General features: G+C 55.6%; 13 protein-coding genes. 2 read left to right on the top strand and 11 right to left on the bottom strand.

What is annotated here, in order from left to right:
- The first annotated feature begins 154 nt into the window (after nucleotides 1–154).
- Nucleotides 155–1,279 carry a cytochrome-c peroxidase gene (locus tag H9I52_RS02935; RefSeq protein ID WP_187452581.1) on the top strand — a complete coding sequence of 375 codons (1,125 nt, stop codon included), beginning with the start codon at nucleotides 155–157 and terminating at the stop codon, nucleotides 1,277–1,279.
- 180 nt (nucleotides 1,280–1,459) lie between these two features.
- Nucleotides 1,460–3,979, top strand: a complete 2,520-nt coding sequence (locus H9I52_RS02930) for a TonB-dependent receptor domain-containing protein (protein ID WP_187452580.1) — start codon at nucleotides 1,460–1,462, stop codon at nucleotides 3,977–3,979.
- Nucleotides 3,980–4,331: 352 nt separating this feature from the next.
- On the opposite strand, the gene ftsZ is transcribed toward H9I52_RS02930, so the two are convergent.
- The 11 genes from ftsZ to H9I52_RS02875 form a co-directional block, all read right to left on the bottom strand.
- A complete protein-coding gene (gene ftsZ / locus H9I52_RS02925) occupies nucleotides 4,332–5,837 on the bottom strand; it encodes a cell division protein FtsZ (RefSeq protein WP_187452579.1) in 1,506 nt (501 codons plus the stop codon).
- Nucleotides 5,838–5,942: 105 nt separating this feature from the next.
- A complete protein-coding gene (gene ftsA / locus H9I52_RS02920) occupies nucleotides 5,943–7,313 on the bottom strand; it encodes a cell division protein FtsA (RefSeq protein ID WP_139514161.1) in 1,371 nt (456 codons plus the stop codon).
- Between the two features lie 87 nt (nucleotides 7,314–7,400).
- Complete coding sequence (locus H9I52_RS02915; RefSeq protein WP_230471263.1) at nucleotides 7,401–8,114, bottom strand: cell division protein FtsQ/DivIB; 714 nt, start codon at nucleotides 8,112–8,114, stop codon at nucleotides 7,401–7,403.
- 34 nt (nucleotides 8,115–8,148) lie between these two features.
- A complete protein-coding gene (gene murC, locus H9I52_RS02910; RefSeq protein WP_187452578.1) occupies nucleotides 8,149–9,573 on the bottom strand; it encodes a UDP-N-acetylmuramate--L-alanine ligase in 1,425 nt (474 codons plus the stop codon).
- Entirely contained in the window at nucleotides 9,570–10,715 is a 1,146-nt protein-coding gene (gene murG / locus H9I52_RS02905; RefSeq protein ID WP_316247994.1) for an undecaprenyldiphospho-muramoylpentapeptide beta-N-acetylglucosaminyltransferase, read from the bottom strand. Before murG ends, murC begins: the two co-directional genes overlap by 4 nt.
- A gap of 62 nt (nucleotides 10,716–10,777) precedes the next feature.
- Entirely contained in the window at nucleotides 10,778–11,971 is a 1,194-nt protein-coding gene (locus tag H9I52_RS02900; RefSeq protein WP_139514164.1) for an FtsW/RodA/SpoVE family cell cycle protein, read from the bottom strand.
- Nucleotides 11,972–11,998: 27 nt separating this feature from the next.
- Complete coding sequence (gene murD / locus H9I52_RS02895) at nucleotides 11,999–13,372, bottom strand: UDP-N-acetylmuramoyl-L-alanine--D-glutamate ligase (RefSeq protein ID WP_187452577.1); 1,374 nt, start codon at nucleotides 13,370–13,372, stop codon at nucleotides 11,999–12,001.
- A 32-nt stretch (nucleotides 13,373–13,404) separates the two neighbouring features.
- A complete protein-coding gene (gene mraY / locus H9I52_RS02890) occupies nucleotides 13,405–14,625 on the bottom strand; it encodes a phospho-N-acetylmuramoyl-pentapeptide-transferase (RefSeq protein WP_139514166.1) in 1,221 nt (406 codons plus the stop codon).
- Between the two features lie 291 nt (nucleotides 14,626–14,916).
- Nucleotides 14,917–16,404 carry a UDP-N-acetylmuramoyl-L-alanyl-D-glutamate--2,6-diaminopimelate ligase gene (locus H9I52_RS02885; RefSeq protein WP_410403010.1) on the bottom strand — a complete coding sequence of 496 codons (1,488 nt, stop codon included), beginning with the start codon at nucleotides 16,402–16,404 and terminating at the stop codon, nucleotides 14,917–14,919.
- A 35-nt stretch (nucleotides 16,405–16,439) separates the two neighbouring features.
- Nucleotides 16,440–18,746, bottom strand: coding sequence for a penicillin-binding transpeptidase domain-containing protein (locus H9I52_RS02880; protein WP_187452576.1), 2,307 nt, complete (start codon nucleotides 18,744–18,746; stop codon nucleotides 16,440–16,442).
- Nucleotides 18,730–19,464 (bottom strand): FtsL-like putative cell division protein, encoded by a 735-nt coding sequence (locus H9I52_RS02875; RefSeq protein ID WP_187452575.1) that lies wholly within the window; start codon nucleotides 19,462–19,464, stop codon nucleotides 18,730–18,732. The genes H9I52_RS02880 and H9I52_RS02875 overlap by 17 nt, the downstream gene beginning before the upstream one ends.
- Nucleotides 19,465–19,493 lie beyond the last annotated feature (29 nt).

Genomic DNA, 19,493 nt, shown 5'->3' with positions numbered 1-19,493 from the left:
TGGGCGTTGCAAGAAAAGAATACTTTTAAGGCCCAAAAGGTATTTATATAATTGTTTGATTATCAACCACTTAAACTTTAGCAAAATCAACAACAATTCGTGCAAAACACGAAGTTTTGGTACCTTAAAGCTGGGTTGAGCCACTTTCCTTTCTATGATCGTCACTGCTAGGTTGTTGCGTTGGGGATTGCTGGCTCCTTGGGGCGTGGCGCTGGCGCTCAACGCCTGCACGTCCAACGGAACGGAGGAGCCCGCCCCGGACCCCGGAACGGCTGCTACACCTTACAGCCTGGTACTGCCGGCCAAATTCCCACCGGCTGCCATTCCCGCCGACAACGCGCTCACCGAAGAAGGCGTGGCGTTGGGGCGAATGCTGTTTTACGAGCCCCGCTTGTCGCGCGACAACACGATGTCGTGCGGCAGTTGCCACCAGCAAAGCAAGGCTTTCACCGACGGCCGCGCGCACGCGTTGGGCGTCGATGGCACGCCGCACCCGCGCGGGGCCATGTCGCTGACGAATGTGCTGTGGGAACCACAACTCAACTGGGACGGCGCCGCCACCAGCCTGGAAACGCAAGCGCGCATTCCCATCGAAAACCCTGTCGAACTGCACCAATCGCTGGCCGACGGCGTGCGCAAGCTGCAAGCAACGACTCTGTATCCGCCGCTTTTCAAGAAAGCTTTCGGAACGCAGGAAATCAGCGAGCAGAACGTCCTGAAAGCGCTGGCCCAATTTGAGCGCACCTTGATTTCGGCTGATTCGCGCTTCGACCGCTACAACAACGGCGAGCGCACGGCCCTCAGCCGCGAAGAAGTGCAGGGCCTCGTGCTGTTTACCACCCATCCCGATCCGAACCAAAACCTGCGCGGCGCCAACTGCTTTCACTGCCACGGCGCCCCATTGTTTACGGCCCGTGATTTCTTCAACAACGGCCTCGACCTGAGCTTCGCCGACCAAGGCCGGGGCGCCGTTACGGGCCAAAGCTTCGACAAAGGCAAGTTCCGAGCGCCTTCCCTGCGTAATATCGCCCTGACGGCGCCCTACATGCACGACGGCCGTTTCCAGACCCTGGCAGAAGTGCTGGACCACTACAGCGAACACGTCGAGCGGGCCAGCCCCAACATCGACCCGAATATGCTGGACGGCACCAACGTTCCGTTTGGCACGCAGCTCAACCTTACCGTTACCGAGAAAGCTCAGGTCGTAGCATTCCTGCGCGCCCTCACCGACTCCACATTTATCCAGGACAAACGGTTTTCAGATCCGTTCAAACCGTAATTAACATTTTGATAATCAATTATTTATCTTTAATATAGATAATTGGGCGTTATTTATATTCTGCCTTTCTAATAATTTTGCCTGCCGCGCAACCGTTAGGGCAAAAGCTCGTCCGTTTGTTACGTTTATCTGCTGGCTCGGCTTGTTGTTATCGTTCTATAATTTCTCCTCTACCCTTTAATGAAACATCCTTTACTACTGCTCATGCTACTGAGCAGCACAGGTAGCCTGCGTGCCGTTGCGCAAACTACACCGTCTGCTTCCCGCCCTACTTTATCCACTCTCCCAACGGCAAAAGGCAACGGCCGACTTACGGGCACGGTCGTCAATGCCAAGACCAACCAACCGGTGGAATATGCCACGGTAGCACTGCTCGACAAGGCCACAGACAAGCCGATTGACGGCGGCGTCTGCGATGAAAAAGGCCATTTCTCGCTGACTAAAATTGCAGCAGGCGACTACAAAATCAGCATCAGCTTTGTTGGCTTCCAAGCCAAAGTAATTGACAATGTGCGTGTTGCTGATGCCGACGCGACCGTCAACCTAGGCCAGATCAGCTTAACGCCGAGCGTGCAGCAGCTGAAGGAAGTAAAAGTAACCGGCGAGCGGGAGTTGGTCGAAAACAAGGTCGACCGCATCGTATACAACGCCGAAAAAGACATCACCAACACCGGTGGCACCGCCGCCGACGTGCTTCGCAAAGTCCCGCTCCTGACCGTTGATCTCGATGGCAACGTGCAGATGCGGGGCTCTTCCAACTTGCGCGTGCTCATCAACAACAAGCCCTCGACCATTGTGGCCGCGTCGGTGGCCGATGCCTTACGCCAGATTCCAGCCGATCAGATTAAATCGGTGGAGGTAATCACTTCGCCTTCAGCCAAATACGATGCCGAAGGAACGGGTGGTGTTCTCAACATCATTCTGAAGAAAAACAGCTTGCCCGGCATCAATGGGTCGGTGGGTGCCTCGGCAGGCACGCGGAGCAGCAACCTGAACACCAACCTCAATGCCCGGCGTGAGAAATTCGGGCTGAATGCCAACGCAGGTTCCTATCTGTTCTACAACCGCGGGCGCGGTGAAACGGCCCGCACCACGTATCTACCTAATAACCAAGAGGCTTCGCTAGAGCAAACCAGCACCAGCCGCACAAACGGCGCCAGCCTGTATGGCCAATTGGGCTTCGACTACGACCCGACCGCCAAGGATGCATTCTCGCTGAGCGGCCGCGGCAACCTGTTCCGGTTCCGCAACACCTCCGACCAGTTTTCAGCTTATACATCTCCGCTCACGCCCTGCGACGTTTACGACCGCGATGTGGCTAACCGCAACCAAAACCGCAACCTCGACCTCAATTTTGGCTACACGCGCACGATGAAGCCGCGCCAAGAGTTGAGTTTGCTGGCGCTCTACAGCATCAGCAAAGGCAACTCCGACTACGGCCTCGACCAGTTTCGGGACCAAACCCGGCTGGATTATCGCGAGAAAAGCTTCAACGACAACCGCAACCGCGAAGCCACGCTGCAAGCCGATTACGTGCAGCCCGTGGACAGCACCGGCACGCTGGAAATCGGGACCAAAATGATTCTGCGCGACGTAGGCAGCGATTATCAGATTCTGGCCGACAGCCTGAAAGGCACTGGTTATTTGCTGATTCCGTCGCGCACCAACGAGTTTCGCTACCAGCAAAACGTGTATGCGGGCTACCTGACGTATGCTTTCACCTGGCAGAAAGTGTACACTTTCAAAGCGGGCGGACGCCTGGAAAACACGTACATCAACGGCGATTTTCTGACCAGCGATGCTACTGTGAGCCAGTCGTACACCAACTTTGTACCGAGCGTAATGGCTGCGCGGGATTTCGGAAAAACCAAAAACCAAAAGCTGAAGCTTAGCTACTCGCGCCGCATTCAGCGGCCGAACATCTATTTTCTGAACCCATACGTCAACACCCAAGATCGGCGCAACGTCCGGTCGGGAAACCCCGAGCTGAATCCGGAACTAACAAACTCGTACGAGCTGGGCTACAGCACCTATTTCAAAACGTCGTCAATCAACGCTTCAGCCTATTGGCGCCAGACGAACAATGCCATCGAGCAGATTTCGCAGACGGTGCCTAGTACTACATTTTTCCCCGATGATCCGGCCGGTAGCACGTTGCTTTACAGCACGTTCCAGAACGTAGCCCGCAACGCTAACTACGGCCTGAACCTATACGGCTCAACCAAAGTGCTGACTAAAGTAACCGTCAACGGAAGCGTCAATGGCTACTACCAAGTCGTGCGTAGCGCGGCGCTCAACACCACCAATCGCGGCCTGATGTTCAATGGCAACCTGTCCACCTCGTGGCAGATCGGCAAGGGTTATAGTGCTCAGTTCAACGGGTTTATGAGTTCGCGCACCGTCACGCTGCAAGGGCGCTCGTCGGGGTTCCGCTATTATGCTTTGGCCATGAAGAAGGAATTATTCGAGAAGAAAGGCAGCCTGACGTTGAATCTGGAAAACCCTTTTGGTCAGGCACTTGTATTTCGCAACTCGCTTGCTACCGATCAGTTTCGCTCGTTCAGCAACAATTATTACTACAACCGCTCTGTGCGGCTGAGCTTCAATTATCAATTTGGCAAAGCGGACAACCGGCCAAACCGCCCGAAGAAAAGCATCCAAAACGACGACCAGAAGCAAGGTGCCAGCAGTCAGCAATAGCGGGGCGCGCTTGCATAGGCGGCTAAGATTTTCTTTCGCTTATTCGCAATAACTCCTTTGGTATCAGATACTTTTGCACCATGAAGTGCTGGGTGGCTGCTCTTTTGCTTTTACTAACAACAGGTTTCCTAACAGCCTGTGCTACTGCTTCGACGAGTCACACGGTCGCGCCGGATCGAGAGGTCGCAGAACCCAGCCAAGGCGCTTTGCTCCGTGATTCTATAAAAGCTACTCCTCATTAATCACTCATACACATTTATAATCTATTGATAATCAACAACTTATACATACAACCATAAAAGAAAAAGCCGCTGATATGCTCAGCGGCTTTTTCTTTTATGGTTTGATTTGCTTAGTCCACGTTGTCGTGCAGGAAGCGATTGTCTCCCAGCAGCTCGTTGTCGTCCGACAGGTTGAACCGTGAGATGTTGCGCTCGCTTGAGGGCACTACGTTTTCGAGCTTTACCTGACGCCGCAAATACGCCGGCGTTTCCAGCTGATCCTTGATGGCATCGTTGGTTAGGCCGTTGCTCAACTCCTGCAACCGGCGGCGGCGCTCATCGGCCCGCACGTCCAGCGACGGCCGGCTTGGCGTCGGGGGCGCTGGTTGCGGCTGCTGAAACACAACAGGTTCTGGAGCTGGCGATGACGGGGCCGTTACCGGGGGCTCGTAGGTGTAGGGCGAAGTTTCCAGATCGAACTTTACGGGCTGCGGCTCAGGCGCCGCCGCTACCGGCGTGGGTACCGGAACTGGAGCCGGCGCGGGGGGAGCGAAAGTTGGCACCACGGAAGTAGCCTCCTGCCGATCCTTGTCAAACAGGTTGATCTGGAGCTCCGGTGTAACGGAGGATTCCGATTTGTTGACCGAAAACTGCGTGTTGATGTTGTGTGCCTCGCGCGCAAAGCCCGTTGCGATTACCGTCACGCGAATGCTCTGGCCCAGGGTCGAGTCGATGCCATGGCCGAAGATTACCTCGGCATCCTGGCCGGCTTTGTCCTGGATGTATTCCGTGATCTCGGTGAGCTCGTCCATTTCCAACTCGGCCTGATCGCCTGACATGATGGAAAGCAGAATTTTCTGAGCGCCATGAATGTCGGTGTTGTTCAGCAGCGGCGAAGCCAAAGCCTCCTCTGCCGAACGACGCGCCCGGTTTTCACCTTCTGTGATGCTCGAACCCATCACGGCAGCGCCCGAGTCCTTCATGACCGTTTTCACGTCTTCAAAGTCCACGTTGACTTCGCTGGTCACAGTGATGATCTCGGCAATAGACTTGGCGGCAGTACTCAACACGTTATCGGCCTTGGCAAAGGCTGCCCGAATGGGCAGGTTGCCAAAGATCTCGCGCAGTTTATCGTTAAGAATCACGAGCACCGTATCGCAGTTCTCGCTTAGCTCTTTGATACCGTGCTCGGCCTGCTGGCGCTTCTTTTTGCCTTCAAACAGGAAGGGTGCCGTTACGATACCCACCGTCAGGATGCCCAGCTCTTTCGCCACTTTGGCAATTACTGGAGCGGCGCCCGTACCGGTGCCACCGCCCATGCCGGCCGTGATGAATACCATTTTGGTACCGTTGCTGAGCAGCTCTCGGATTTGCTCCCGACTCTCGATGGCGGCTTGCTTGCCACGCTCGGGGTTAGCCCCGGCTCCAAGTCCCTCGGTCAGGTCGACGCCGATTTGCAACTTGTTGGGCACGGTACTGCTGTGCAGCGCCTGCTTATCGGTGTTGCAAATGACGAATTCCACGTCCTTGATGCCTTGGCTGAACATGTGGTTCACAGCGTTTGAGCCACCCCCACCAACCCCAATCACCTTGATGATGGAATTGGACTGCGCCGGAATATCGAATTTATAATTCATGAGAATGAATGGTCAAATTGTTAAAAGCCTAACTTGTTAAAAGCCTTCAAAATACAATGTATTGATTATCAGGATCTTAACAATCAGACAATTTAGCCATTACGACTAATACTGCTTATCGTCGAAATCGTCAATCAACAGGCCTTTGGTGCGGCTGATGATGTCTTGGAAGAACTTGCCGGCCCCAGACGTTTTCTTGGGCTGAGCAGGTTGCGCGGGAGCTTGTGGTTGGGGAGCCGGCGTCGGAGTGGCAGCCCGTGGGGCTTCCTGCACCGGGCGGTAAGCAGGCTGCTCCTCTTCGTACGAACGCGTCACGCGCTCATCGATCGAGCGATAGCCAGCCAGCACGAGGCCAACGGTAGTGGCATACATCGGCGATTTTACTGCCTCAATTTTGCTCTTGCCTAAGTGCTCATTGGGGTAACCGATGCGCGTATCCATGCCGGTTACGTACTCGGTGAGCTGCACCAAATTCTGGAGCTGCGAGCCGCCGCCCGTCAGCACGATGCCGGCAGCCAGTTTATCACCGTGGCCAGTACGCTGAATTTCAGCATACACCAACTCGATGATTTCTTCCATCCGGGCCTCGATGATGTGCGCCAGGTTTTTGAGCGAAATCTCCTTTGGGGCACGGTCGCGCAAGCCGGGAATGCTAACGATCTCGTAATCAGATGCTTCCTCAGCAATTGCTTTTCCGAACTTCACCTTTAGCTGTTCGGCCTGATTTTGCATCACGGCACAGCCTTGCTTGATGTCGGAAGTGACAATGTTGCCGCCGAAGGGCAGCACTGCGGCGTGCCGGATGATGCCGTCTTTGAAGATGGCCAAGTCCGTGGTGCCGCCGCCGATATCGATCAGCGCTACGCCAGCTTCTTTCTCCTCGTCGGAAAGCACTGACATCGAAGAAGATAACGGCTCCAGAATCAGGTTATCGATTTCCAGACCTGCCTTGGTCACGCACTTATTGATGTTGTTGATGGCCGTGCTTTGTGCCGTAATGATGTGGAAGTTGCCCTCCAGCCGAACGCCCGACATGCCCACCGGATCCATGATATTTTCCTCGTAATCGACCTTGTAGTCCTGAGGCATTACATGGATGATTTCCGAGCCCGGTGGAGTCACCAAGCGGTACATATCGTTGGTCAGACGGTTCACGTCGTCGACCGTAATTTCGTTATCGGCGGAAGCACGCGTGATGCTGCCGTTGTGTTGCAGGCTCTTGATGTGCTGCCCGGCAATACCGACGTTCACCACGCCGATGTTGATGCCCGACTGCTCTTCAGCCTGCCGAATGGCGCGTTTGATGGCGTCCACGGTTTTGTCGATGTTCGACACGATGCCCCGCACAACGCCCTCCGACACAGCTTTACCCATGCCGAGGATTTCAAGTTTGCCAAACTCGTTTTTGCGCCCCACTAGAGCGCAAATTTTGGTGGTGCCGATGTCGAGGCCGACTACAATCTTATCGTTTTGCATGGGATGGGTACGGGCGAGAGGGTTGCGGTTGGATACGGTGTGATTTTATGTAACTAGCTGACTGATAGCAATATACGATAATTGCCATCATTCGCAGATGATTTGATCTTTAAACTCGACGTTGACGCGGTGGTACGTGTCCCAGCCTAGAACTGGCGGAATTTGACGGTAAAATACCATCAGTTTCGCAAATTTTTCCGAAATATTCTCAGGAAAACCAAATTCTACCCGCTGATCTCCTACTTGCTGGGTAAAGGAAACCTTGCCGTTGGGCCCGATAAACACCTCCGCTACCTGCGCCCGCCAAAACGGATGCTCGTCGATGTAACGCAGCAGCTTGAGGTATTGCTGGCCTGTAGAATCCTGGAAAAACTGAGATTGCAACGGGGCTCCGCCCTGCCGCGAAATGGGTACGACGCGCGCCGTAAACAACGGCGACAAAGGCAGCTTCCGACCTTCGGCGTCGAGGTAGCTATCTTGGCGCGTATCGGCGTGTACGAGGCGGGCAATGGGGCGATTTTGGCGCACATCGGCGTGCAGGTTGCCGGCTAAGTCGCGGTATACCTGTGCCTCGCGCACAAAACTGTGGGCTTTGAGCCGCGCTTCCAGCGCCTTCAGGTCGAGGTCGTCCGGACGCGCTCCCTCGAGGCGCTGGTTGCCGTTGCGCGTGAGCAAAGCCGTCACTTCCTGTTCGCTGATGAAATAGTTGTTGAATTCGTTGCTGATGCTGACAATTACTTGGCCCACAGGGTGGTGGGCCTGCCGTACTCCGGCAAACACAGCCAACCCGGACAGCAGCACGAGGCATCCGGTAGCGAAAATTAAGTTATTTGCTTTACGCTTCAGCTCCATTCCAGCGAATATTTAAAATATTCTTTAATCGGGGTACCAGTTGATCAATATCGCCGGCACCAACGGTAGCCAGCACATCGAAATCGGTGTCTGTTTCTGCTGCGGCAACGACTTGGTCTTTCGTCTGCAACGATTTTTTGGGAGCCGTTATTTGGGACAAAATCAATTCGGAGGTGACGCCCGGAATTGGTAATTCGCGGGCAGGGTAAATGTCGAGCAGCACCACTTCGTCGGCAATGCTCAGGCTCTCGGAAAAGCCCGGTGCAAAGTCGCGGGTGCGGGTAAACAGGTGAGGTTGAAACACAACGCGTAACCGCTTGCTCGGATACAATGCCCGTAGAGAACGCAGAAATGCCTCGATTTCGCGTGGGTGGTGGGCATAGTCATCAACATATACCTTCTCCTCCCCAGCCGTTACGATGAATTCGAAACGCCGTTTCACGCCTTTGTAAGCAGCTACGGCAGTTTTAAGAGTATCTGTTTGAACACCTTCGAGTTGCGCTGCAAAGGCGGCCGCCAACATATTTTCGACGTTGTGATAGCCCGGCACGGCCAGCACCAAACCAGCTACGTTGCCTTGGGGGCTGTGCAGGTCGAAATGAAACTCGTGGCCTCGGGCCGTAATGTTGGGCGCGTTTAAATCGGGGCCTTGCTCCGGGTTCAGGCCATACCGCACCACACGTACGCCTGCGGGAACGGCGTCGGCCACGCTAGCGTCGGCAGTGTGGTTGATGATAAGGGTGCCTCCGGGCTTGATCTGGCCCACAAACTGCCGGAAAGACGCTACCAGCGCGTCTTTGTCGCCGTAGATGTCGAGATGGTCGGCGTCGGTGCTGGTTACTATAGCGATATCGGGATGAAGCGTCAGAAACGAGCGGTCGTACTCATCGGCTTCTACTACTACCGCAGCTGCGTCTCCGGGTTTGGCCAGCAATAGATTAGAGTTGAGGTTTACCGCAATGCCGCCCAAGAACGCCGAGCAATTGACGCCCGCGTGGTGCAGCAAATGTGCTACCATGCTGCTGGTAGTAGTTTTGCCATGCGTACCAGCCACCGCGATTGTGCGCTGACCTTGCGTAAGCAAGCCCAACACCTGGCTGCGCTTGCGAATATCATAGCCGCGTTCGCGCAGCCACGCCCACTCCTTATGATCCCTCGGAATGGCCGGCGTCAGGATCACTAAGGTATTCTCTTGATTATCAATTACTTCTTTTGGAATACTTTCTACTGCATCATCGTAATGCACGGCGATGCCTTCCGCAGAAAGGGCCTCGGTCAGTGGCGTTGCGGTTTTGTCGTAACCACTGACGCGGTGCCCATTGGCTTGAAACCAGCGCGCCAGCGCCGACATGCCAATGCCGCCGATGCCGAGAAAATACACGTTTGGAAAAGCTGCTACGGGGTTCATCGGCGATCCATAAGGGCTAGAAGTTCATCCACAATGGTCGTCGTAGCCTCGCCATGAGCGAGTTGGCGCACGTTGGTGCGGAGCTGCTCCTGACGGTTTGGGTCAGCCAGGAGCCGTAGGGCTTCGTCGTAGAGCTTGGCAGGCGCGTCGGCATCGGAAACCAGCAGCGCGGCATCGCGCTTTACCAATGCCATAGCGTTTTTAGTTTGGTGGTCTTCAGCCACATTGGGCGACGGCACCAGAATGCTAGGTTTGCCTGTCAGGCACAGTTCGGAGACGGACAAAGCCCCGGCCCGCGACACCACCACATCAGCAGCGGCATAAGCAAGATCCATGCGCTGCACAAATTCTAGGGCCTTGATATTATCCGCTGCGAAAGGAGCTGCTTGCTCTGCCGCTTCGGGATAGTACAATTTACCGGTTTGCCACAACAGCTGAATTCCTGCCTCGCGTAGACGTGGCAAGGCCGCTGCCGTAGCTTGATTGAGCGTGCGGGCCCCTAAGCTTCCACCGATGACGAGCAACGTCTTTTTTTGTGGCGAGAGGTCAAAAAATTTCAGAGCTTCCTCGCGGCTGCCGCTGGCAATTTCTGTACGCACAGGGTTGCCGGTGAGCACGAGCTTTTCTTTCGGGAAAAACTTCTCCATACCTTCGTAGGCCACGCAAATGCGGTCGACGCGGCGGGCGAGGAGCTTGTTAACCAAGCCGGCGTACGAGTTCTGCTCCTGAATGAGCGCAGGAATGGCGCGCGAAGTAGCGGCCAGCAGCACTGGCGCCGAAGCATAGCCACCTACGCCGACTACAGCATCGGGTTGAAACTGTTCGATCAACTTTCCGGCCTTGCGGACGCTGCGCAGCACCCGTAGCGGGAACATCAGATTTTGCGGCGTCAGACGGCGCTGCAACCCGCTAATATCCAATCCTACAATTTTGTAGCCCGCCTCCGGCACCCGCGTCATTTCCATCCGGCCGTTTGCGCCCACAAACAGAATCTCCGCTTCCGGCTGCCGACGACGCAGCTCGTTGGCAATGGCCACCGCCGGAAATATGTGTCCTCCCGTACCCCCGCCGCTTATGATCACGCGGTAGGGATGCGCCGAGGGCAAGCCCGTGTTATAAAGCTGGGATTCTGGGTGAGGCACTTGGAAAGCGTTGAATGTTAATCTTTTATATAATGCTTTGACTTACAACGAGTTGGCTTTGACTAAGCGTAAGCCGATTTCTTCGGGATGCGCGCGGTATCGTCAGGCTCACCAGTCATGGGACGGATTTCGTGCTCACCACGGCTCACACTCAAGATGATGCCGATGCTTATTCCAGTGAAAATCAGCGAGGTACCACCCATGCTAAGCAGTGGCAGCGGCAAACCAGTAATCGGCCCTAGTCCGACTGCTACGCCCATGTTGACCATCGCCTGCAAGACCAAACTAAAACTGACGCCCGCCGACAGCAGCCCGCCGAAGGCCCCGTAGCTGTTCATCACCGTTTTGAGCCCTCGATAGAGAAAGGCGAGGTAGAGGAACAGCACAAACGCACCGCCCGCTAGGCCATATTCCTCAATAATTACGGCGTAGATAAAGTCGGAATACGGGTGCGGCAGAATGTTGCGCTCGGTGCTTTTGCCGGGGCCTTTGCCCGTAATGCCGCCCGTAGCAATGGCGATGTAGCTGTGTTCCAGCTGAAAAGGAACGGGCTTGCTCTTGTCGGTGAAACTCTCAATGCGCGACTGCACCGTTTTCCAACGTTGGCCGCTGGCTAGGGCCACGCCGCCTACCACTACTCCAATCACCACCATCACCAGCATTTGCTTCATCGGTACGCGGCCAATGAACATGAGCAGCAAGCAGGTCGCAAACAGCAAAGCAGCCGTGGAAGCATTGGTAAGCGCGATCAGCCCGCAGATGATCATAATCCAGATCATAACCGGCATGAGCGTGGTTCGAAAATCATCAACGTTGTTTTGGCGACGCGAAAGCATGGAGGCCAAGTGCGCGATCAAAGCCAGCTTGGCCAAGTCGGAGGGCTGGAAAGTCTGGTTGATGACCGGAATCGTAAGCCAACGCGACGCATCGTTGAGCGTAGTGCCGCCCACAAAAAACGTAAACAGCAACAGCGGCACCGACAACAGCAGCGCGTACAGCGAGAGGCGCGAGTAATAGCGGTAGTCGATGCGATGCGCCAGCCACATCAGGGCCAAGCCCATGAAAATCAGGCTAGAGTGCTTCAGCAAAATCATTTCGGTAGTGCCCGAACGGCCGTGCAGCTCGTTTTTGTAGCCCAGCGTGCCGGTTGCCGAATACACGACCGCCATGCTGATCATCGAAAACAGGATCACGATGCCCCACAGCACCGGATCGCCTTTCAAGTTCTGCCGAAGCCAATTTTTTATCGTTTCCATAACTTCTTTTATATCAATTAGTTATGATTAATCGTTTGAGGCTTCGTCCATAACCTGCTGCACAACAGCCGTAAACTGGCGCCCCCGGTCTTCGTAGTTTTTGAACAGGTCGAAGCTGGCGCAGGCCGGCGAAAGCAGCACCACATCGCCTTCGGTGGCCATTTCGGCGGCCCGCCGCACAGCGGTTTCCATCGATTGAGTTTCCTCGACGTGCGGCACCACCGCGTCGAAGGCTGCGTGCAGCTTCGTGTTATCAACGCCCAAGCAAATCAGGGCTTTGACGCGCTGCTGTGCCAGCGGAACGAGCGCCGCATAGTCATTGCCTTTGTCGGTACCGCCCGCAATCCAGATGATGGGCTGCGGAATTCCGTCGAGAGCGTACCATGCCGCCTCCACGTTGGTGGCTTTGGAATCGTTGATGAAACGCGCCCCGTTTACTTCGCCCACGAGTTGCAAGCGGTGATCAGCATTTTGGAACGAAGCCAGCGCTCGCTCAATTTTTTCGGGAGTTACGCCGGCGACCCGCGCGGCCAGCACGGCCGCCAGCATATTTTGGCGGTTGTGCTGCCCGATCAGCGGCGAGCGTTCAACGCTCACCTCTTGGCCAGCATCTGGGAAAGCAGGCTCTAGGTTAGTGCACACGCAATCGACAGCCGTATAATAACCCGCCAGTTGATAGTCTGGCCGGTGGTGCAGGCTGAAGGGCAACAGGTTGGTTTGGCAAAAGGCCGCCGCAAATTCGCGCTGCGTCACCTCGTCGTCGGCGTTGTAGATGAACCAACCGGTGCTGTCCATGTTGCGTGTAATGCTCAGCTTGGCTTGAGCGTATTTTTCGAGCGAGTAGTCGTAGCGGTCTAGGTGGTCGGGCGTGATGTTGAGCAGCACCGCAATCCAGGGCCGAAACTCGCTGGTGTCGTCGAGTTGAAAGCTACTGAGTTCCACCACGTAGTAATCATTCTGATCTTCAATGACTTGCTCAGCCAGACTAAAGCCTACGTTGCCAGCCAAACCCACGCGTAACCCAGCTTTTTTGAGCAAATGATAAGTGAGCAGCGTGGTGGTAGTTTTGCCGTTGGTGCCTGTGATGCAGATGCATTTGGCGCGTGTGTAACGACCCGCAAACTCGATTTCGGAGATAATCGGAATGCCCTTTTCACGCAACGCCTGAATCACGGGCGTTTTTTCCGGAATCCCTGGGCTCTTAATTACCTCATCCGCCGTCAGGATTTCCTCCAACGTGTGCGCATTTTCTTCAAAGCGAATGCCGGCGGTTGTCAGCTTGTCTTTGTAAAGCTTCTGAATCGGGCCGCGGTCAGACACGAACACATTGTGGCCTTTGGCCTGCGCCAACAGCGCCGCTCCTACTCCACTTTCGGCCGCTCCGAGGATGACGATTTTCATGGGTTATATCGCACAGACACCTGTAAGGCGTCTTACCGCAGTTTTAAGGTTACTAAAGTCAAGACAGCCAGCATGATGCCCACAATCCAGAACCGCGAAACGATTTTGGATTCGTGGTAGCCTATTTTCTGGTAGTGATGGTGCAAAGGCGACATGCGCAGCAACCGGCGACCTTCGCCGTATTTGCGCTTGGTGTATTTAAAGTAGGCCACCTGCACCATAACCGACAGATTCTCAATCAGAAACACACCACACAAGACCGGGATCAGCAACTCTTTGCGCACAATAAGGGCCAGCACCGCGATGATGCCGCCGATGGCCAGCGAACCCGTATCGCCCATAAATACCTGCGCCGGATAACTGTTATACCACAGAAAGCCAACGCAGGCCCCCACGAAGGCTGTACAGAAAATTACTAATTCCCCGGAATTAGGGATGTACATAATATCCAGATAATCAGCCAGTATCGAGTTGCCGCTTACGAAGGCAAAAATGGCCAGCGTAATGCCGATGATAGCAGAGGTACCTGCTGCCAAGCCGTCGAGGCCGTCGGTGATGTTGGCGCCGTTGCTCACGGCCGTGATAATCAGGATGACAATGGGGATGTAAAGAAAGCTGTAGAGGCCATTGAAATACGGCCCGGCGTAGCTGAACAGGTTGCCGTAGTTGAGCTCATTGTTTTTGGCAAACGGAATGGTCGTGATCATCAGCTTTACATCCTGATACACAGTGCTGGCGTCCACGGCCGACAGCTGGCCGTCGGGTAGCAGGTACTGGCGCACAGTCACGTCGTTGCTGAAAAACAACACCCAACCTACCGTAATGCCCAATCCAACCTGGCCCAACACCTTGAAGCGGCCGGCCAACCCTTCTTTGTCCTTCTTGACCACCTTGATGTAGTCGTCGACAAAACCGATCAAACCAAGCCAAATGGTACTCATAATCATGAGCACGATGTAGATGTTATCAAGCTTCGCGAAGAGCAAGACGGGCACCAGAATGGCAAGCAGAATGATAAGCCCGCCCATGGTTGGCGTGCCCTTTTTTTCCATCTGCCCCTGCAGGCCCAAGTCGCGGATGCTTTCGCCCACTTGCTTGCGTTGCAGAATCCGAATGAGGCTTTTGCCAAAAACCTGCGCGATGAGCAGCGAAGTAATCACGGCCATGGCCGCTCGAAACGAAATAAACTGGAATACGCCCGCGCCCGGCAGGTGATAGTGTTTGTAGAGATACGTAAAGAGGTAATAAAGCATGGGCGCAGGGTTCAGCGAGTAGCAGTTAGGATATTCCCAAACTGCAAAGGTTCAGCTTTTCTGATTTGGGTCAAACGTTGTGATTGTGCAGATTTTGGCTACTGCTGTCGTGTCGCATTAGGTAGCGCAAGCCATCGCGATAGGTAGTATGTCCCCATACAAGGCGCCCAGCCCACTTGTCGGACTTATCGAGCGTTGACGACGGCCGAGATTGCTCGGTCGATTGGTGCACAGGGGCGGTCCAGGAAGGCAGGGTGCGCGAAACGCGCCACGACAGGTATTGCATGATGATTATTTTCCTAGCAGCTCAAACATTTCCTCCAGCACTTTTTTGTCGTCAAAGGCCGAGCGCACACCCCGAATCTCCTGGTAAGATTCGTGGCCTTTGCCGGCTACCAGCACGATATCACCCGGCTGGGCCAGCGCACAAGCCATCTTGATGGCCTCGCGCCGGTCGGGAACGGTAAATACTTTGCCCAAATCCTGGGGCTTCACTCCTGCCTGCATCTGGGCAAGAATATCATTGGGATCTTCAAATCTTGGGTTATCCGAGGTAAGCACCACTCGATCAGAGCCTTGTGCCGCCAGATTGGCCATTATCGGACGCTTGGCCGCGTCGCGGTTGCCGCCGCAGCCCACCACCGTAATTACTTGCTGCGTGGGCTGGCGAATTTGAGCGATGGTCGAAAGGACGTTTTCAAGCGCGTCGGGGGTGTGGGCGTAGTCCACGATGCCGGTGATGCGCGTTTTTTCGGCCACAATGGGTTCAAAACGGCCGGGCGCCGAAGTCAAGCCGGAAAGTACGGTAAGCACCTCCGTGGCATCTTCGCCCAGCAACACGGCCGCACCATACACGGCCAGGATGTTATACGCATTAAACACTCCAATCAGCCGGAATTGCACGTCGCGGCCGTCTACTTCCAGATGCAGGCCGTGCACTGCGTTCTCGATCAGCCGGGCCCGAAACGTCGCCAGGCTGCGCAAAGAATAAGTTTCGCGGCGGGCGGCGGTATTTTGCAGCATCACCATGCCGCGCTTGTCGTCGGCGTTGGTTAAGGCAAATGCCTGTTTATCAAGCTTATCGAAAAAGCCTTTTTTAGCCTTCAGGTACTCGTCGAAGGTGCCGTGGTAGTCGAGGTGATCGTGGGTGAGGTTGGTAAAAATACCGCCTGCAAAGTGCAAGCCCGTTATGCGATGCTGCACGACAGCGTGCGAGCTTACCTCCATAAACGTGTGCGTGCAGCCGGCTTTCACCATTTGGGCCAGCAGCGCATTCAAATTGATGGCATCGGGCGTGGTGTGCGTAGCCGGAATCACCTGCTCGTCGATCTGGTTTTGCACGGTCGAAAGCAAGCCAACGTGGTAGCCCAACTCGCGAAACAGCTTGTGCAGCACGGTGGCGCAGGTGGTTTTGCCGTTGGTACCCGTCACGCCCACCAGTTTGAGCTGTCGCGAAGGATGGCCGTAAAACTCGGCTGCCATCAGCGCCATGGCTTCAGTACTGCTGGGCACCTGCACGTAGGTGGTTTCGGCGCTCAGGTCAGCGGGCAGATCTTCGCACACCACTACGGCTGCGCCTTGCTCTACTGCTTTTGCAATGAATTGATGACCATCATGTTGCGCACCACGCAAGGCAAAAAACGCCAAACCCGGTCCGGCCTGCCGCGAATCCAGGGTCAGACCTTGCACGGCAACGTCGGCGGGCCCGCGTTGCGTGCGTACGGTCACGCCAGACAGCAGCGTGGAAAGAGAATGCTTAATGGAATTATCTTCGTTCAAAACTATCTGATAATCAGTTCTTTACAAAACAATTACTATGCCTTGGCTTTGGGCTTTTGCACCGTGCGCGGCGTTTGCTGCGTGACCTGTTTCGGCGAGGCTGGTTTGGTCTTCGGGGCGGAGTCAGTTTCAGCCGGGGTAGCATTCAGAAGGCCCGCGCCCACAAGCGTTGCGGGCCGAGGGGCGGGCCCCAGTACGGGAGTGGCAATGGTAGGCGGCGCCCCGATGGGTTGCAGTTCCAGCACTACGCCGGCCCCACGCTGCAAGGGCATGCCCGCAGCCAGCGATTGCCGCCGTACGCGACCGGTGCCAATGGCTTTTACGCGCAAACCCCGGTTTTCAAGCAGAAACAGCGCATCGCGCAGCGTCATGCCGGTTACGTCGGGCACTCGATTTCGGCGCACCGGATTTACTTGCCAAGCCAACGCCTGCGTCCCCGAATCGACGGCGGTGTGCACCCACTCCTCGCCTTCGGCCTTCGAGTGGTTGCTGACGCCCAACTTCTGGCATACCAAAGTCAGTTCGTCCTGCATACCTGCTTTCACAAAGGGCACTTGCGATTTGTTGACTGGTGCACGGGCCAGCAACGGCCGTTGGCTGGCGGCATCGCGGGCCATGGCCTTGTCAGCTACTTCGCGGAAAATAGGAGCGGATACTTGGGCACCCGACCAATTGCCGCCTTTGGGCGAGTCGACGACCACAATACAACTGTACTTGGGCTTGTCGGCGGGGAAATAGCCGCAAAAGCTGGTCGAGTAGGTTTTGGTATACTGACCGTTCTTGAATTTCCAGGCCGTACCGGTTTTGCCGGCGATCGTGAAGTCCGGGGTGCGGATGGCACGGGCGGTACCTTCCAGCACTACGCCTTCGAGCATCGAGCGCAGTTTGGTCAGGGTTTCGTCGGAGCAGATTTTCGGAATCAGCACGCGGGGCTCATAATGCTCCAGCACTTTGTCGTCCTGCTTGATTTCCTTCACAATCATAGGCTGCACCTTCACGCCGTTGTTGGCGATCGAATTATAGAAAGCCAGCGTCTGCAACGGAGCGAGTTTCAGCTCGTAGCCGATGCACATAGTCGAGAGCGACGTGCGGCTCCAGGAACGATCGGTCGGGTCTTTCACGTAGGGTCTCGCTTCGCCCGACATCTGGAAGCCCAGCGGCTTATCAAGCCCGAACTTCTTCAGATACTCGGCGTAGCGTTCGGGCTTCTTATTGAACTCGCGATCTATGAGCACGGCCACCCCGATGTTGGAGGAGTTTTCAATGACTTGCTTCACCGAAAGCCGGCCGTAGCCGTGCGTATCCGTCTTGACCGCCCCGCCGATGTACATGCGACCGTTGCCGGTATTTACGGTATCATCGAGCTCGATATCAGGGTTTTCTTCGAACAGGGCCATCATCGAGGCCAGCTTAAACGTGGAGCCCGGTTCGGTTCGCCCTTGGTCGGCAATGGCATAGTTGTAGTCTTCGCGGTACACACCTTCGGCCACTTTGCCCAGATTGGCGATGGCTTTGATTTCGCCGGTTTGCACTTCCATCAAAATCACGCAGCCGTATTGGGCGTTGTTCGCCACAAGTGACTTATACAGAGCGTTTTCTGCAACGTCCTGCAGGTTAATATCGAGTGTAGTTTTGATGTCGTAGCCCGGCAGCGGCTTCACTTCTGAGCCGTCGTACAGCGGTTTATTGCCACCGGGCAGGCGCTCAAACAACGCCTCGCCGTCTTTGCCGGCTAAGTCGCGGTTGTAAGTAAATTCCAAACCCGCGCCGTTTTTGTCTTCGTTTACAAAGCCAATCGTGCGCTGTGCCAGGCCGCCAAAGGGGCGGAAACGTTTGTCGACTTTTTCGAAAATGACGCCGCCCTTGTTTTTGCCGGCCCGGAAGATGGGCCATTGAGCTATCTGCTTCTTTTCCTGAAAGTTAATCTGCCGCGAGTTGAGCCGCAGGTAACGCACGGCCGGATCCTTAGAGCGTTTGGCGTTTACCAATCGGCGACGGTATTCTTGGGGCGAGCGGTCGCCGAAAAAGCGTGACAGCAGCAACGACAACGAATCGACGCCGTGGGTAAACACCTTTTCCTCGACCACGGTTGGGTCCCAGGCAACGCGGTAAAATGGCAGCGACGTGGCCATAATGCTGCCGTTGTCGGAGAGAATAGTGCCGCGGGTAGCAAACACCGGTTGGTACACGATGCGACGCTCCTGCTCCAGGGCGCGCCACTTTTCGCCTTCTTTAAACTGAATGCGTGACACCTTCCAAACGATGGCACACGAAAACAGGCAGACGCCCAAAAACGCCAGCCGTACGCGGGTAACGATTGATTTTTTAACGCTTCCTTTCATGGCCGCGCTTTGCTGAATGAGTAGAAGGATTCAGAGTCATGGGTTTACGCCGTGGTGCTGCGGGCTTGGCAGCGGCAGGCGTTTCTAATGTGGCCGGATCGCCGATGGGCGGCGCTTCGGGTGCTTCGCCTTCTTCCAGCGTTTCGGGCGCCGCCGAGGCGGCTACCGAATCGGCTTTGGCACGAGCGGCCTGAGCAGCAACCGAGTCGGCGGTCAGCAGCGGAACCCGGTCCAGAGCGGCTTCGTCGAGGCGGCCGGCGGGCACGGAAATGTGAAAGGGCGGCGACGAGCTTTCTACCAAGCCATACGAAGCCACTTTGCGCGCCACTTCGCTTTGCTTGCTGGCCTCCATATAGTCCGATTTCAGGGTGGTGTAATCGGCGCGCAAGTCTTCGGTTTCCAGCTTAAGCTTCTGGATGTTGCGGTTCATGCGGTACGCGTAGTGCGTATTGCCAATGTAGACGAGCACCAAAAACATGATGAACAGCACGTGCGGCAGGTAGCGAACCGGCAGGCCATCGCGAAACAAGCCGTCCATGCTGGTGAGCCGCTCGAGCAGCGTAAATACGCTCCAGTTGCTGCGCGGCCTTTGTGGGCGGGGCGCACGGGGCATTTCGGGCTCCGGCAGACGCACCGGCTCTGGCTCAGGGGCAACCACTGCCCGGGGCACATTGGCCCGGGGCGTTGCGGTTGGAGGCTTAATGGTGTTGATGGCCATTTCGTCGAATCCGGAATTAAGAGTTCTGA

The organism is Hymenobacter sp. BT491 (assembly GCF_014349165.1).
GTDB classification, from domain to species: domain Bacteria; phylum Bacteroidota; class Bacteroidia; order Cytophagales; family Hymenobacteraceae; genus Hymenobacter; species Hymenobacter jejuensis.
Note: the sequence above shows the minus strand (reverse complement) of the source record. Positions and strands in the feature narration are given on the sequence as shown.

Coding starts and splice junctions, on each gene's coding strand:
- H9I52_RS02935 (WP_187452581.1), top strand. CDS start 155: ATGATCGTCACTGCTAGGTTGTTGCGTTGGGGATTGCTGGCTCCTTGG.
- H9I52_RS02930 (WP_187452580.1), top strand. CDS start 1,460: ATGAAACATCCTTTACTACTGCTCATGCTACTGAGCAGCACAGGTAGC.
- ftsZ (WP_187452579.1), bottom strand. CDS start 5,837: ATGAATTATAAATTCGATATTCCGGCGCAGTCCAATTCCATCATCAAG.
- ftsA (WP_139514161.1), bottom strand. CDS start 7,313: ATGCAAAACGATAAGATTGTAGTCGGCCTCGACATCGGCACCACCAAA.
- murC (WP_187452578.1), bottom strand. CDS start 9,573: ATGAACCCCGTAGCAGCTTTTCCAAACGTGTATTTTCTCGGCATCGGC.
- H9I52_RS02900 (WP_139514164.1), bottom strand. CDS start 11,971: ATGGAAACGATAAAAAATTGGCTTCGGCAGAACTTGAAAGGCGATCCG.
- murD (WP_187452577.1), bottom strand. CDS start 13,372: ATGAAAATCGTCATCCTCGGAGCGGCCGAAAGTGGAGTAGGAGCGGCG.
- mraY (WP_139514166.1), bottom strand. CDS start 14,625: ATGCTTTATTACCTCTTTACGTATCTCTACAAACACTATCACCTGCCG.
- H9I52_RS02880 (WP_187452576.1), bottom strand. CDS start 18,746: ATGAAAGGAAGCGTTAAAAAATCAATCGTTACCCGCGTACGGCTGGCG.
- H9I52_RS02875 (WP_187452575.1), bottom strand. CDS start 19,464: ATGGCCATCAACACCATTAAGCCTCCAACCGCAACGCCCCGGGCCAAT.